We start from the raw sequence: 12,643 nt of genomic DNA on the forward strand, positions 1-12,643 counted from the left end.
AGTCCATCCTCAAGAGGATCGTCCCCGAGGACGCGGGCGTCATCGTGCCTCATCAGGTCCGGGGCCGCCGCCGTATGACGTACACGCGCGGTCAGGCGGTCTTGGTCCGGTAGATGTCCGGCTCCAGGTAGATGACCCGGGCGATCGGCACGGCGGCGCGGATGCGGGCCTCGGCGTCGTCGATCGCGCGGGCGACCGTGGCGGCGTCGTCGCCCGCCTCGACCGCGATCTTGGCCGCGACCAGCAGCTCCTCGGGGCCGAGGTGCAGGGTGCGCATGTGGATGAGGCGGGTGACGGAGGTGCCGTCGACGACGGCGTCCTCGATCTTCTTCACCTCGTCGGCGCCGGCGGACTCGCCGAGCAGCAGCGACTTGGTCTCGGCGGCGAGGACGATCGCGATGGTGATGAGCAGGATGCCGATGCAGAGGGTGCCGATGCCGTCCCAGATGCCGTCGCCGGTGAGGACGGCGAGGCCGACGCCGCCGAGGGCGAGGACGAGGCCGATGAGCGCGCCGAAGTCCTCCAGGAGCACGACCGGCAGCTCGGGGGCCTTCGCGCGGCGGATGAACTGTCGCCAGGACAGGGAGCCGCGCAGCTCGTTCGACTCCTTGATCGCGGTGCGGAAGGAGAAGCCCTCCGCGATGATCGCGAAGACGAGGACACCGACGGGCCAGTACCAGGACTCCAGCTCGTGCGGGTGGGCGATCTTCTCGTAGCCCTCGTAGACGGCGAACATGCCACCGACCGAGAACAGCACGATGGAGACGAGGAAGGCGTAGATGTAGCGCTCGCGGCCGTAGCCGAAGGGGTGCTGCGGGGTGGCCTCGCGCTGGGCGCGCTTGCCGCCGAGCAGGAGCAGGCCCTGGTTGCCGGAGTCGGCGAGCGAGTGGACGCTCTCGGCGAGCATCGACGACGAACCGCTGAAGAGGAACGCCACGAACTTGGCTACGGCGATCGCGAGATTGGCGCCGAGTGCCGCCACGATCGCCTTGGTTCCGCCTGACGCGCTCATGGGTCTCCGTGTTCCCTTCGTCGATGCTCCGGCCCCGGCGGTCGCACCGCGGACGCCGCGGTGGCTCCCGTGGCGGCCGTGACTGCCGTGGTGAGGCTGGTCATTGTCGCATCAGGCCGCGACGGTGGCACGAAAGACTGTTCCCCTACCGGACAGTTCGGTCTTTTCGCCCGCCGGTACGAACACGGATTCGCCCTGGTCGAGGGACAGGCCGCCGTCCGCCCCCGCGCCGCGCAGCCGGAGGGCGCCGTCGACGGCGAGCAGGATCTGCGGGGTCGGGGCGGTGAGGTCGGTCGGGGCGGCGTCCGCCGCCCGTACGTACCGGGACAGCCGGAACTCGTCGATCGGGGTGTCGTACACCTCCTCGCCGGACGCCGACGCCTCCGGCCGCAGGATCCCCGGCTCGCCTGGCTCGAAGCGCACCACCCGCAGCAGCTCGGGCACGTCGACGTGCTTGGGCGTCAGCCCGCAGCGCAGGACGTTGTCGGAGTTGGCCATGATCTCGACGCCGAGTCCGTCGATGTACGCGTGCGGGACCCCCGCGCCGAGATAGAGGGCCTCGCCGGGCTGCAGCGTGACCGGGTTGAGCAGCATCGCGGCGAGCACGCCGGGGTCGGTCGGGAAGTGGTGCGCGATCCGTGCGTACGCGGTGTGGGCGCCGCCCAGGCGGGCGGCGGCGTGCGCGGCCTCGGTGACGGTGTGCGCCAGTTCGGCGTGGTCGGCGGTGAGGATCGCGGTCAGGACCTCGCGGAGCGCGGCCTCCTCGGGGTGGGCGCGCAGCAGGTCGACGTACGGCTTGAGGGAGTCGACGTCCAGCGCGGCCATCGTGTCGGCGGCCTCGGCCGGGTCGCGGAAACCGCACAGGCCGTGGAACGGGGTGAGAGCGCAGATGAGTTCCGGCTTGTGGTGCGGGTCCTTGTAATTGCGCCGCGGGTCGTCGAACGGGATGCCCGCGGCCTCCTCGGCGGCGTACCCGGCACGGGCCTGGTCGAGGTCGGGGTGGACCTGGAGGGAGAGCGGGGCGCCGGCGGCGAGGACCTTGAAGAGGAACGGAAGGCGCGGGCCGAACCGGGCGACGGTGGCACGGCCGAGTTCGCTGACGGGGTCCTCGGCGACGAGCTCGTCGAGCGGACCGCGGCCGGTGCGGGACGGGGCGCCGGGGTGGGCACCCATCCACATCTCGGCCTGGGGCGTGCCGCTGGGGGCGACGCCGAGCAGTTCCGGGATGGCCGTCGTGGAGCCCCAGGCGTAGGGGCGGACGGTGTTGACGAGGCGGTCCATGGGGCTTCCAGCTCTTCTCAGTGCGGTGGTGCCGGTGGGTGCCGGGCGCCTGGTGCCGGGGGCCCGGTGGCGGGTCCGGCGCGCGCGGAGGAAAGGGGTCGGCAAGGTGTCGGGGCGTACGAAGGGACGCCGGGTGGGGTGGGCGGGTTGTCGCCGGGAGGGGTGGCGTGGGTCCCTCCCGTACGCGCGGGTGCCGGATCCGGGTCTCGGTCCGAGCCGCGTTTCCGAATCCGAATCCGAATCCGAACCCGAGTCCGAATCGGGATCGGGATCGGAATCGGGATCGGGATCGGGATCGGGATCGGGATCGGGATCGGGATCGGGATCGGGTTCCGGCGTTACCCGGCGGCGGTGGTGAGGCCGGCCGACGCGAGCGAGAGGTACACGGCGGCGAAGTCGGTGACGGCGACCAGCTCGGCGAGGTTCTCCAAGGCGCTGCCCTCCTCCGGTTCGAGCTCGCTGACGGCCACCTCGTGGCCGAGCGCGAGTTCGCGGGCCGCGGGCGCCGCGCTCAGCGCGTTGCCCTCGGCTGGCCGGTCCCGGAGCAGGACCACCCGGGCGCGCAGCGCCTGGGGTTCCTCGACGCGGTCGCGGAAGAAGTCGTCGGGGTCGGCGCCCGCCGCGTAGTCGCCCGCCAGCAGCATGCCGTGGGCGGGCAGCGCCTCCGGCAGTTCGGCGGCGAGCGCGGGCAGTCCGGACAGTTCGGCGAGGACGGCGGCGAACCGGCGGCCGACCGGCCCGGCGGCCTCGCCCTCGGTCCACACGAGCGGCAGCGTGTCGGCCAGCTCGGCGGCGAGGGTCTTGGCCGGGTTGCTGTACGTGGCGATCGCCGGGCCGCAGCGTTCCGCCGTACGGTCCAGCCGGTCCGCGACCCGCTCCAGCACCTCCGGCGGCGCCTCCACCAGACCGACCCGGTCGAGCAGCGCGAGCAGCGGCGTGAACAGCGCCCACAGCGCGCCGGGGCCGGCGGCCGGGGTCTCCACGGAGTCCTCGGCCGTCTCGTGCGGGGCCATCGCCAGCGGGACGAACAGACCGCGCGAGCCGTTCACGGAGTCGGCGAGCGGGGACGCGGCGGGCGCGACCGCGACAACCGTGAGGCTGCGGCGGGACGCCTGTTCGACGAGGAGGACGAGACCGGGCTCCGCGCCGTCGGTCGTCGGCACGAGGAGCAGGTCCATCGAGCCGGCCCAGCCGGGCAGCGCCCAGCGGAGCGCGCCGGCCGCGGGGGCGACCCCGGTCGGCTGGAGCCGGGTCACCGGGGCGGCCGCGCCGGCCAGGGCGCCGACCAGGTCGGCGACGCCCGCGGCGACGGTGCCGGGACCCGCGACGAGGACGGTGCGGGGGCGGCCCTCCGGGCGGAGCTCGGCGATACCGGCCTCGGCGGCGTGCCGGGCGGCGGTCCGTACCCGCGCGCCCGCCTCGGCGGCACCGCGCAACAGGTCGCGGCGGTCGGCGAGGGCGAGGGCTTCCGGTGCGTCGAGGAGGGTCTCGTCGAGCATGTGGCGGGCCTCCGGTCGTCGGAGCGGGACCGGCCGGGCGGCCGGGGTTCCGCGTGGTCTTCCTGCCGAGGGGCTTACCCGGTTCTCCGGGGCCTCCCCCAGGCGGGTCGCCCGCTGCGGGTCACCCCGTGGGGGTCACCCGGGGCGGGCAGCCGGCCGGTCAGGCGGGGCGGCGCGCCTCGTCGACGAGCAGGACCGGGATGTCGTCGCGGACCGGGTAGGCGAGACCGCAGTCGGCGGCGGTGCACACCAGCTCGGGGGTCTCCTCGGCCGTACGGTCGTCCAGCGGAGCGTGGCAGGCCGGGCAGGCCAGGATTTCCAGGAGGCCGGCTTCGAGCGACATGTGCGGTCCCTTCGGGCGGTGCGGGCCGCGTACGCGGGGCGTACGGGCGATTTCGGACGGACGGTTACGGGCCAGGTCAGCCTACCGCCGGGTCACGTGCGGCGCCCGCCCCCGCAGGGCCGGTGCCGGGGCCTACGTTCCGTGGCCCGTGTGACGGACGAGGGCCGTGGGGTGGGCGTGACGCCGAACAGCGGGTGTCCGGCAGAACACACATGCCCGTGGCGGCGACGCGAAGCGCGCCTCCGCCACGGGCATCGTGCGGGCCGGGTCACGGCCGGTCAGGACCAGGTCAGGGCCGGGTCAGTCGTGAAAGAACCGACCGGCGAAGAGCCGGCTCCGTGACCGGCCGCGTGACCGGCTCGCTGACCGGCTCCGCGACCTGCCGCGTGAGCGAGGACTCAGCCGCGGATCAGCGCGAGCGCCTCGTCGCGCACCTTGGCCATCGCGGCCTCGTCGCGCGCCTCGACGTTCAGGCGGAGCAGCGGCTCGGTGTTGGAGGCGCGGACGTTGAACCACCAGTCGGCGGCGGTGACCGTCAGACCGTCCAGCTCGTCGAGGGTGACGCCCTCGCGGTCGCCGAAGGCGGCCTTCACGGCGGCCAGGCGGGCGGCCTGGTCGTCGACGGTCGAGTTGATCTCGCCGGAGGCGGCGTAGCGGTCGTACGAGGAGACCAGCGCGGACAGCGGACCGTCCTGGCCGCCGAGCGCCGCGAGGACGTGGAGCGCGGCGAGCATGCCGGTGTCCGCGTTCCAGAAGTCCTTGAAGTAGTAGTGGGCGGAGTGCTCGCCGCCGAAGATGGCGCCGCTCTTCGCCATCTCCTCCTTGATGAAGGAGTGGCCGACCCGGGTGCGCACCGGCGTGCCGCCGTGCTCGCGGACGACCTCCGGCACCGACCACGAGGTGATCAGGTTGTGGATGACCGTGCCGCTGCCGCCGTGCTTGGCCAGCTCGCGCGCCGCGACGAGCGCGGTGATCGCGGACGGGGAGACCGGGCCGCCGTTCTCGTCGACGACGAAGCAGCGGTCGGCGTCGCCGTCGAAGGCGAGGCCGAGGTCGGCGCCTTCGGCGCGGACGCGCTCCTGGAGGTCGACGATGTTCTTCGGGTCGAGCGGGTTGGCCTCGTGGTTCGGGAAGGTGCCGTCCAGCTCGAAGTACATCGGGACGACGTCCAGCGGCAGACCGGCGAGGACGGTGGGCACGGTGTGGCCGCCCATGCCGTTGCCCGCGTCCACGACGACCTTGAGCGGGCGGATGGCGGTGAGGTCGACGAGCGAGCGCAGGTGCGCGGCGTAGTCGTCCAGGGTGTCCCGCTCGGTGACGGTGCCGGCGGTGGCGGCCGCCTCCGGCGCGCCCTGCTCGGTCCACCGCTCGACGAGCGCGCGGATGTCGGCGAGGCCGGTGTCCTGGCCGACGGGGGCGGCGCCGGCGCGGCACATCTTGATGCCGTTGTACTGGGCGGGGTTGTGCGACGCGGTGAACATCGCGCCCGGCAGGCCGAGCTGCCCGGAGGCGAAGTAGAGCTGGTCGGTGGAGCAGAGGCCGATCAGGGTGACGTCGGCGCCGAGACGGGTCGCGCCGCGCGCGAAGGCGGCGGCGAGACCGGGCGACGAGGGGCGCATGTCGTGGCCGATGACGATGGCCTCGGCGTCGGTCACGCGGACGAACGCGGCTCCGAACAGCTCCGCCAGGGCCTCGTCCCACTGATCCGGCACCACCCCGCGGACGTCGTACGCCTTCACGATCTGCGACAGATCAGCAGCCACGGATCAAACCCTCCAGAAGTCTCGGCATGTCACACCCGCGCGATGCGGTGCCCGTACGGATACGGAACGCCCAAACTACCCGGGGCCCGGCCCTGGTCAGTTCTCGGGGGAACGCAGCACCCTCAGATGGCCCCGTCGGCCGATCTCCATCGGATCGCCGCCGCGCGGGCCGCCCTTGCCGCCGGCCTCGGCCGCGCGCTCCTGGGGGCGCGCCGCCTCACGGACCGCGTTGGCGAGGGCTTCGAGGTCGTCGCCGCTGGGGCGGGCGGGGGCGGTGCCGTCGGTGAGCCGCACGACCTCCCAGCCGCGCGGGGCGGTCAGGCGTTCACTGTGCTCGGCGCACAGGTCGTAACAGTGGGGCTCGGCGTAAGTGGCGAGCGGGCCGAGGACCGCAGTCGAGTCGGCATAGACGTACGTCAGTGTCGCGACGGCAGGGCGGCCGCACGCGGTGCGCGAACAGCGACGTACAGGGCTCACGACGTTGGACGGTACCGCACTCTTGAGCGGGCCGCGACGACTCTCCCCCAGGTCACTCCACCGTGTCGCGGTGTGACGTCCGCCACGGCGGCCCTCCGGAAGGCCCTTCCGACCTGCGGAATCGCCCGGATCAAGGGCCTCGGACGGGGTCCGGTCCGGCCGCCGGGAGGGCGCCGGGGGCAGGGGAGAAAGCGGAGGGAAAGGTGCGGGAAGGGCAGGGAATCCGACGCTCGTACGGTCGCCTCCGCGAGCGACCCGGGCCGGACGGACCGCGGCGGGCCGGTCCGGGGAGGGTCCGGGAGCGGTCTCTCCCGTCCTGGACCGGCCCCGGACGACCGGTGGGAGTTACGCTGCGTCAGTGACGGACACCACCGAGAGCAGGGACACTCCCGCACCGCGGCCGCGGCACCGTGACCGGCACGGCCGGGGCATGCGCGGGCCGGTCGCGCCGCCGCAGGTCCCGCTGTCCGCGAGCCGGGCGGACACCTTCCGCGATCTGGTCCTGGACTCGGTGGAGCGCCTGGAGCGGAACTGGCCGCAGCTCGCCGACGTCGAGTTCATGATCATGGAGGTCCCGCCGCCGGCGCCGCTCGGCGAGACGGTGCCCCTGGGCGAGGCGACCCCGGCGGAGCGGAAGGAGCCGGCCCGGATCGTGGTCTACCGCCGCCCGGTCGAGCTGCGTTCGAAGAGCCGCGACGAGCGGGCCCTGCTCGTCCACGAGGTCGTGGTCGAGCAGGTCGCGGACCTCCTCGGGCTCTCCCCGGAGACGGTGGATCCGCGGTACGGGGAGGAGTGAGCGGGCCGGGCACCCCGTACGTACGGCGCGCGCACCTCGCACGCCGCGTACACCTGGCACGCCGCGCACACCTCGCACATCTCGTACGTCACACGCGGCCCGCGCGCCCCGCGCCCGGTCAGTCGTCCAGCACCGTCAGGTCCTGCCGCGCCCGCGGCACCCGCACCGAGCTGCGGTCGTCGGTGAAGGTCTGCACCGTGAACATCGGGACGCCGTCCTGCGGCAGTTCCAGCGTGCGCGCCGCGTACACCGGGCCGCCCGACAGCCGCTCGACCGTCAGCGCGTAGGGGCCCTTCACGCCGTCCGGGACGGGCGCGTCCATCGAGACGGTGGTGCCCGCCTTCACCGTGACGTTCTTGGTGACCGGGGTGCCGCCCTCGGCGCCCGCCGAGGCGGTGATCCGGACCTGGGCGCCCTCTGCGGGGGCGCTCACCGCGAGGGTGGTGCCCTTGTCGCGGTTGTCGGCGACGGTGGCCCGGCCCTCGATCGCGCCGGTGCCCGGGATGAACGCCACCTCCTGCTTCTCTCCGCTCTTGCCCCGGACGACCTTCACCGCGGCCACGACGGGCGTCGGCTTCTTCGGGTCGGCCGGGGTGAGCAGCAGCGAGCCGGGCTCGCCGCGGGTGAGGCCGGCGAGGTCGACGCCCGTGGTCATGCCGGACTTCACGTGCACGGAGTCGGCGCTCGCCGGGACGATCGTGCCGGTCGGCGTGACCAGCTGGACCTTCAGGTCGGCGTCGTCGTCGCCGGGCGCGAACGCCACGAGCCGCACCGAGGTGGCGTCGGCCGGGATGCCGGGCAGCAGCACGGTGCCGGCCGGGTCGGCGGCGGCCGGGAGCCAGTCGCTGCCCAGCTTGTCGTCGGCCGCGCCGAGGGCCGCGCCGACGCGGCCGCTGCGGGTGGTGACGTGGACGGTGAGGTCCTGCTGGGCCGGGTCGCCGGTCAGGGTGGACAGGAGCACCGGCACGGTGCTGTGCGCGGGCACCGGGATGCCCTCGGTGACCTCGGTCTTCAGGGTGCCGTCGGGGCCGTACAGCTCGATGTCGGCGACCGCGCCGCTGTCGTCGGGGTTGGTGAGGTGGACGTAGTCCTGGCGCTCCTTGGCGGTGGACGCGGCCGGGAACCAGAAGTCGCTGTCGGGGGCGGAGCAGGTGAGGCCGAGCAGGCCGCGGGCGCCGCCGGCCGGGACGACGGTGGTCTGCTGGACGGTCCAGCCGGGGGCGAGCGCGCCGTTCGCCGCGCCGGTCAGGGCGGGCACGGCGCCGCCGTTCGCCTCGGCGGCGACCGGTGTGCCGGGCTTGGTGACGGTCGCCGGGACCTTCGGCTCCTTGGGCTTCTTCGCCGGCTTCTCCGCGGCGTCCTCGCCGGGGAGCGCGGCCTTGGCGGCCGGCTTCAGGACGGCCTCGGCGGCGTTCTTGCCGCCCGCGCCGCCGCCTTCGCCGCCCTGGCCGTCCTGGGGCCGGCCCGCGGCGTTCCGGGCCGGCGGGGTGTACGAGGTGTACGTGGTCTCCGCGACCTCCGAGGTGCTCGGCGCCGGGCAGAGCAGGCCGGCCCGCTCCACGGGCAGCCGGGCGGCGGGCGGGGCGGCGGCGGGCGCGGCGGCCTCGGGGGCCGGGGCGGTCATCGCGGCCGCGCCGGTGACGGCGGCCAGGACGGCGGCGGCCGCGATCAGGGAGAGGGTGGTGCGCTTCACTGGTTGCTGCTCCCGTCGGAACGCTGCTGACCGTAGCCGTACGGGTCGTAGACGTCGTAGGCCTGCTGCTCGTCGTACCCGGGGTGCGCCTGCTGCGGCTGCTGGTCCTGCTGCGGCTGCTGAGGCTGCGCGTACGGGTCGTACTGCTGCTGCTCCCCGTAGTACTGCGGGTCGTACGGCTGCTCGTACTGCTGGTGCTGCTGGTGCTGCTGGTGCTGCGCGTGCTGCTGCGGCTGGGCGTACGGGTCGTACGCGTACTGCTGCTGCTCGCCGTACTGCTGCGGGTCGTACGGCTCGGCCTGCTGCGGGACGGCGGCGTACTGGCCGTCCCACTCCGGCTCCTGCTCGTACGTCTGCTGCTGGGGTACGGCGGCGACGGCGGGCTCGTCGGCCGCAGGCGTGGGCGCGTCGGCCTGGCCGGCGGCGGCCGCGGCAGCGGCCTCCGCCTCGGCGGCGGCGCGCAGGCGGCGGGCGCGGCGGCCCTCGCCGTCGGCGGCCGGGGTCTCCGCCCGGGTCCGGGCCGGGACGGCGGCCTCCTCGTCGGGCAGGTCGTCGTCGATGTCGCGGCGGCGGCCGGGCAGGGCGAGGACGAGCAGGACGAGGGCGAGGAACGCCTGGGTCCAGATCCAGCCGGTGTGGGTGGCCGGGGCCTCGTAGGTGAGGTCGAGGCGGCCGCCCTCGGCGGGCAGTTCGAAGCCCTGCGCCCAGTCGTCGACGGTGACGGCCTTGAGCGCCGTGCCGTCGAGGGTGGCGGTCCAGCCGGCGTCGGCGCGGTCGGCGACGCGCAGCACGCGGCCCGCGGCGCCGGCCGGGATCTTGGTGTGGGCCTCGACCGGTCCGGCGGCGACGGCCACCGGCTGCGCGCCCTCCCCGTCGGCCGCCGCGCCGGCCTTGGCACCGGCGGGCACGATCATCACGCGGGCGACGTCGCGGTCGACCCGCCACAGGGCGCTGCCGTCGAGCTGGCTGAGCCGGGTCAGGCCGGGGGTGGCGTCGAGGACGCGGCTCATGGCGCGCGGGGCGCCGTCGCGGACCAGGACGTAGCGGATCGCGAAGCCGCTGAGCTCCGTGGTCTGGTCGGCGCCGGATCCGGCGACGAGGTGCGAGACGACCTGGTCGAGGCGGGTGTCGCCGTCGGCGGCGGCGGTGAGTTCGGCGTCGCCGAGCCGGCTGCCGGAGCCGCGGACCAGGGTGTACGCGACCTCGCCGGGCGCGCCGGCGCCGAGCACGAGGGTGCGGGCCTGGTCGCGGGTGCCGCTCTCCTCGGCGACGAACGCGGGCACTTGGACCGGGTCGCGGCGGGTCAGCGGGCCGTCGGCGCCGCCGATCATCCAGCCGGCCGCGGCGACTACCGGGCCGACCGCGCAGGCGAGCGCGATGAGCGCGGCGAGCGGCTGGCGCCAGCCGAAGCCGTGGGCGGCGACGCGGGTCCGGCCGCCCTCGGCGCCGATCATGGCGGCGGCCAGCAGGGCGGCGCCGTACACGAGGGTGGCGGGGCCGGCCCAGCCGGTGGCGCCGTCGCCGGCGCCGTTGGTGAGGACGGCGAAGACCAGGCCGGCGAGCGCGGCGGCCCAGGCGGCGCGGACGGCGAGCACCCGCTCCTCGCGCAGCAGGGCGCCGAGCGCGGCGAGCACGAGGCCGAGGAGGACGAGCCCGCCGAACGTGCCGGGGCCGCCGGGGCTGGTGCCGAGCAGGTCGAGCGCGGAGGCCGTGCCCGTACGGATGTCGAGTCCGGCCTCGCGCAGGAAGGCGGCGGGGCTGGTCAGGAGGGACAGCGACCACGGCGCGAGGATCAGCAGCGGGGTGCCGGCGGTGGCGAGGAAGCGCAGTCCGTACGCGGTGATGTCGCCGCGGCGCAGCGCGAGCACGCAGACGCCGAGGACGACGGCGAGCGGCCAGACGACCGGGGTGAACGCCGTCGTGAAGGTCAGCAGGAAGGTGTACGCCCAGGTGGCGCGCCAGCTGCCGCGCTCGCCGCCCGCGCGGTTCAGTCCGTACGAGGCGACGGCTGCGCGGGCCAGGAGCGGGAGCAGGATCGCGAGGACGGCGGTGCCGAGCCGGCCGGTGGCGAGGGCGCCGGTGGCGGCGGGCAGGAACGCGTAGGCGATGGCGGCCCAGGCGCGCAGCAGCCGGGATTCGACGATGCCGCGGGAGGCGAAGTACGCGGTGAAGCCGGCGAGCGGGACCGAGCAGACGAGCAGCACGGTCAGCGCGAGGGACGTCGAGCCGAACAGCAGCGCGGAGAGCGCGGCGAGGACGGCGAGGTAGGGCGGGGCGGTCTGGGTGCCGCCGGTGCCGAGCGCGTGCCAGCCGTCGGCGTAGCGCGACCACAGCTCGGAGACGGTGTCCGGGGCGGGCAGCAGGGCGCCGCCGGCCAGCGAGCCGCCGCTGAGGAGGTTGCGGCAGGCGACCAGCGAGACGGCGAGGAGAAGGGCGAAGAGGATGGGTCCGGGCTTGCGGACGATCTTCTTCAGCCGGGCGAACTGCTCGATCTCCAGGAAGTCGGCGTCGTCGCCGCCGGGGCCGGATTCGACGGCGCCGTGCCGGGAGCCGCCGGACTCGGCGTCGTCGCCGCCGAAGTGGGAGGTGACCTGTTCGGCGGCGGCGCGGACGGTGGCGCCGGGCGGCGGGAACAGCGGACGGAGTTCGGACGGCGGGACGGCCGGGTTCTTGCGCCGCGCGCGGGCCGCGAGGATCCGCTCGGGGCGCAGCAGGGTGCCGAGCAGGCCCATGACCTCGTCGACGGCCTGGCCGGGCGCCTTGCCGACGAGGTAGCCGAGGGTGCGGAGCAGGGTGCCGACGACGAGCCGGAGCAGGACGTACGGCAGGGCCCGGCCGCGGGTGTTGGCGAGCAGCGTGTAGACGGCGCCGGCCTTGTCGACGCGGTGCGGGTTGGCGGCGGAGCGGCCGGCGCAGTCGACGGTACGACGTTCGCGGGCGGACGCCTCGGCGTGCCGGAGGACGGCGCCGGGGGCGACCAGGACGCGGTGGCCGGCGGCGTGGGCGCGCCAGCACAGGTCGACGTCGTCGCGCATGAGGGGCAGCCGGCGGTCGAAGCCGCCGAGCTCCTCGAAGACGTCGCGCCGGACGAGCATGCCGGCGCTGGAGACGGACAGGACGGAGCGGACCTGGTCGTGCTGGCCCTGGTCCTGTTCGCGGCGGTCGAGTCCGGTCCAGCGGCGGCCGCTGCGGGCGATGCTGACGCCGGCTTCGAGCAGCTGCTTGCGGTCGTACCAGCCGCGCAGCTTGGGGCCGATGACGGCGGCGTCCGCGTCGGAGTCGGCGACGCGCAGGAGTTCGGCGAGGGCGCCGGGTTCGGGGGCGCAGTCGTCGTGCAGCAGCCAGAGCCACTGCACGGGCTCGCCGTGCGGCAGCTCGGGCAGGTCGTAGTTCTCGTCCTGCCAGGTCCGGGTGACGGGGTCCCAACTGCTGGGCCGCTTCAGGTAGGTGAGGTCCTCGGGGCCGAGGACGGGCGCGGTGCGCGCGGCCTCCTCGACGGCGGCGCCGAACCCGGTGCGGCGGGCGAGGTGCAGGATCCGGTCGTCGCCGAGGGCCTCGGCGAGCAGTCGCGCGGAGTCGTCCGCGCTGCCGGTGTCGGCGGCGACCGCGTTCTGGACGGGGCGTTCCTGGGCGAGCAGCCCGGCTAGGGCGTCCGGCAGCCAGCGGGCGCCGTCGTGGGCGACGAGCACGGCGGTGACGACGTGTCGTGGGAACTCAGGAGTTGAGGACATCGAGCTACGGGCCCTCCGGCCGGGGTCGCCCGCGAGGGGGCATGGGTG

General features: G+C 75.0%; 9 protein-coding genes. 1 reads left to right on the forward strand and 8 read right to left on the reverse strand.

The window, feature by feature from the left end; translation table 11 throughout:
- Positions 1 to 91: 91 nt before the first annotated feature.
- The 6 genes from ABZ693_RS31450 to ABZ693_RS31475 all read right to left on the reverse strand — a co-directional run bounded on the left by ABZ693_RS31450 (position 92) and on the right by ABZ693_RS31475 (position 6,426).
- Entirely contained in the window at positions 92 to 1,012 is a 921-nt protein-coding gene (locus ABZ693_RS31450) for a cation diffusion facilitator family transporter (protein ID WP_359884418.1), read from the reverse strand.
- Between the two features lie 111 nt (positions 1,013 to 1,123).
- Positions 1,124 to 2,293: a mannose-6-phosphate isomerase, class I gene (manA, locus tag ABZ693_RS31455; protein WP_359884420.1), complete on the reverse strand. Its 1,170-nt coding sequence runs from the start codon at positions 2,291 to 2,293 to the stop codon at positions 1,124 to 1,126.
- 338 nt (positions 2,294 to 2,631) lie between these two features.
- Entirely contained in the window at positions 2,632 to 3,792 is a 1,161-nt protein-coding gene (locus ABZ693_RS31460) for an SIS domain-containing protein (protein WP_359884422.1), read from the reverse strand.
- Between the two features lie 160 nt (positions 3,793 to 3,952).
- Positions 3,953 to 4,135, reverse strand: a complete 183-nt coding sequence (locus ABZ693_RS31465; RefSeq protein ID WP_359884424.1) for a Trm112 family protein — start codon at positions 4,133 to 4,135, stop codon at positions 3,953 to 3,955.
- A gap of 398 nt (positions 4,136 to 4,533) precedes the next feature.
- Entirely contained in the window at positions 4,534 to 5,898 is a 1,365-nt protein-coding gene (locus tag ABZ693_RS31470) for a phosphomannomutase/phosphoglucomutase (RefSeq protein WP_359884427.1), read from the reverse strand.
- 96 nt (positions 5,899 to 5,994) lie between these two features.
- The gene (locus ABZ693_RS31475) at positions 5,995 to 6,426 is read right to left on the reverse strand and encodes a DUF3499 domain-containing protein (protein ID WP_359884494.1); all 432 of its coding nucleotides are present in this window, start codon (positions 6,424 to 6,426) and stop codon (positions 5,995 to 5,997) included.
- A gap of 307 nt (positions 6,427 to 6,733) precedes the next feature.
- Between ABZ693_RS31475 and ABZ693_RS31480 the strand changes: the two genes are divergently transcribed.
- A complete protein-coding gene (locus ABZ693_RS31480; protein WP_359884430.1) occupies positions 6,734 to 7,171 on the forward strand; it encodes a metallopeptidase family protein in 438 nt (145 codons plus the stop codon).
- 118 nt (positions 7,172 to 7,289) lie between these two features.
- Here ABZ693_RS31480 and ABZ693_RS31485 read toward each other — a convergent pair whose 3' ends face one another.
- Both ABZ693_RS31485 and ABZ693_RS31490 read right to left on the reverse strand, forming a co-directional pair.
- Positions 7,290 to 8,864, reverse strand: coding sequence for a DUF5719 family protein (locus tag ABZ693_RS31485; protein WP_359884433.1), 1,575 nt, complete (start codon positions 8,862 to 8,864; stop codon positions 7,290 to 7,292).
- Positions 8,861 to 12,595 (reverse strand): glycosyltransferase family 2 protein, encoded by a 3,735-nt coding sequence (locus tag ABZ693_RS31490; RefSeq protein ID WP_359884435.1) that lies wholly within the window; start codon positions 12,593 to 12,595, stop codon positions 8,861 to 8,863. The genes ABZ693_RS31485 and ABZ693_RS31490 overlap by 4 nt, the downstream gene beginning before the upstream one ends.
- Positions 12,596 to 12,643: the final 48 nt, after the last annotated feature.

The sequence above is a fragment of the Streptomyces laurentii genome, from assembly GCF_040635425.1.
Classification (GTDB): Bacteria; Actinomycetota; Actinomycetes; order Streptomycetales; family Streptomycetaceae; genus Streptomyces; species Streptomyces laurentii.

Excerpts from the sequence above, each read along its gene's own strand:
- manA (WP_359884420.1), bottom strand. The coding sequence starts at position 2,293 with ATGGACCGCCTCGTCAACACCGTCCGCCCCTACGCCTGGGGCTCCACG.
- ABZ693_RS31460 (WP_359884422.1), bottom strand. The coding sequence starts at position 3,792 with ATGCTCGACGAGACCCTCCTCGACGCACCGGAAGCCCTCGCCCTCGCC.
- ABZ693_RS31465 (WP_359884424.1), bottom strand. The coding sequence starts at position 4,135 with ATGTCGCTCGAAGCCGGCCTCCTGGAAATCCTGGCCTGCCCGGCCTGC.
- ABZ693_RS31490 (WP_359884435.1), bottom strand. The coding sequence starts at position 12,595 with ATGTCCTCAACTCCTGAGTTCCCACGACACGTCGTCACCGCCGTGCTC.
- ABZ693_RS31450 (WP_359884418.1), bottom strand. The coding sequence starts at position 1,012 with ATGAGCGCGTCAGGCGGAACCAAGGCGATCGTGGCGGCACTCGGCGCC.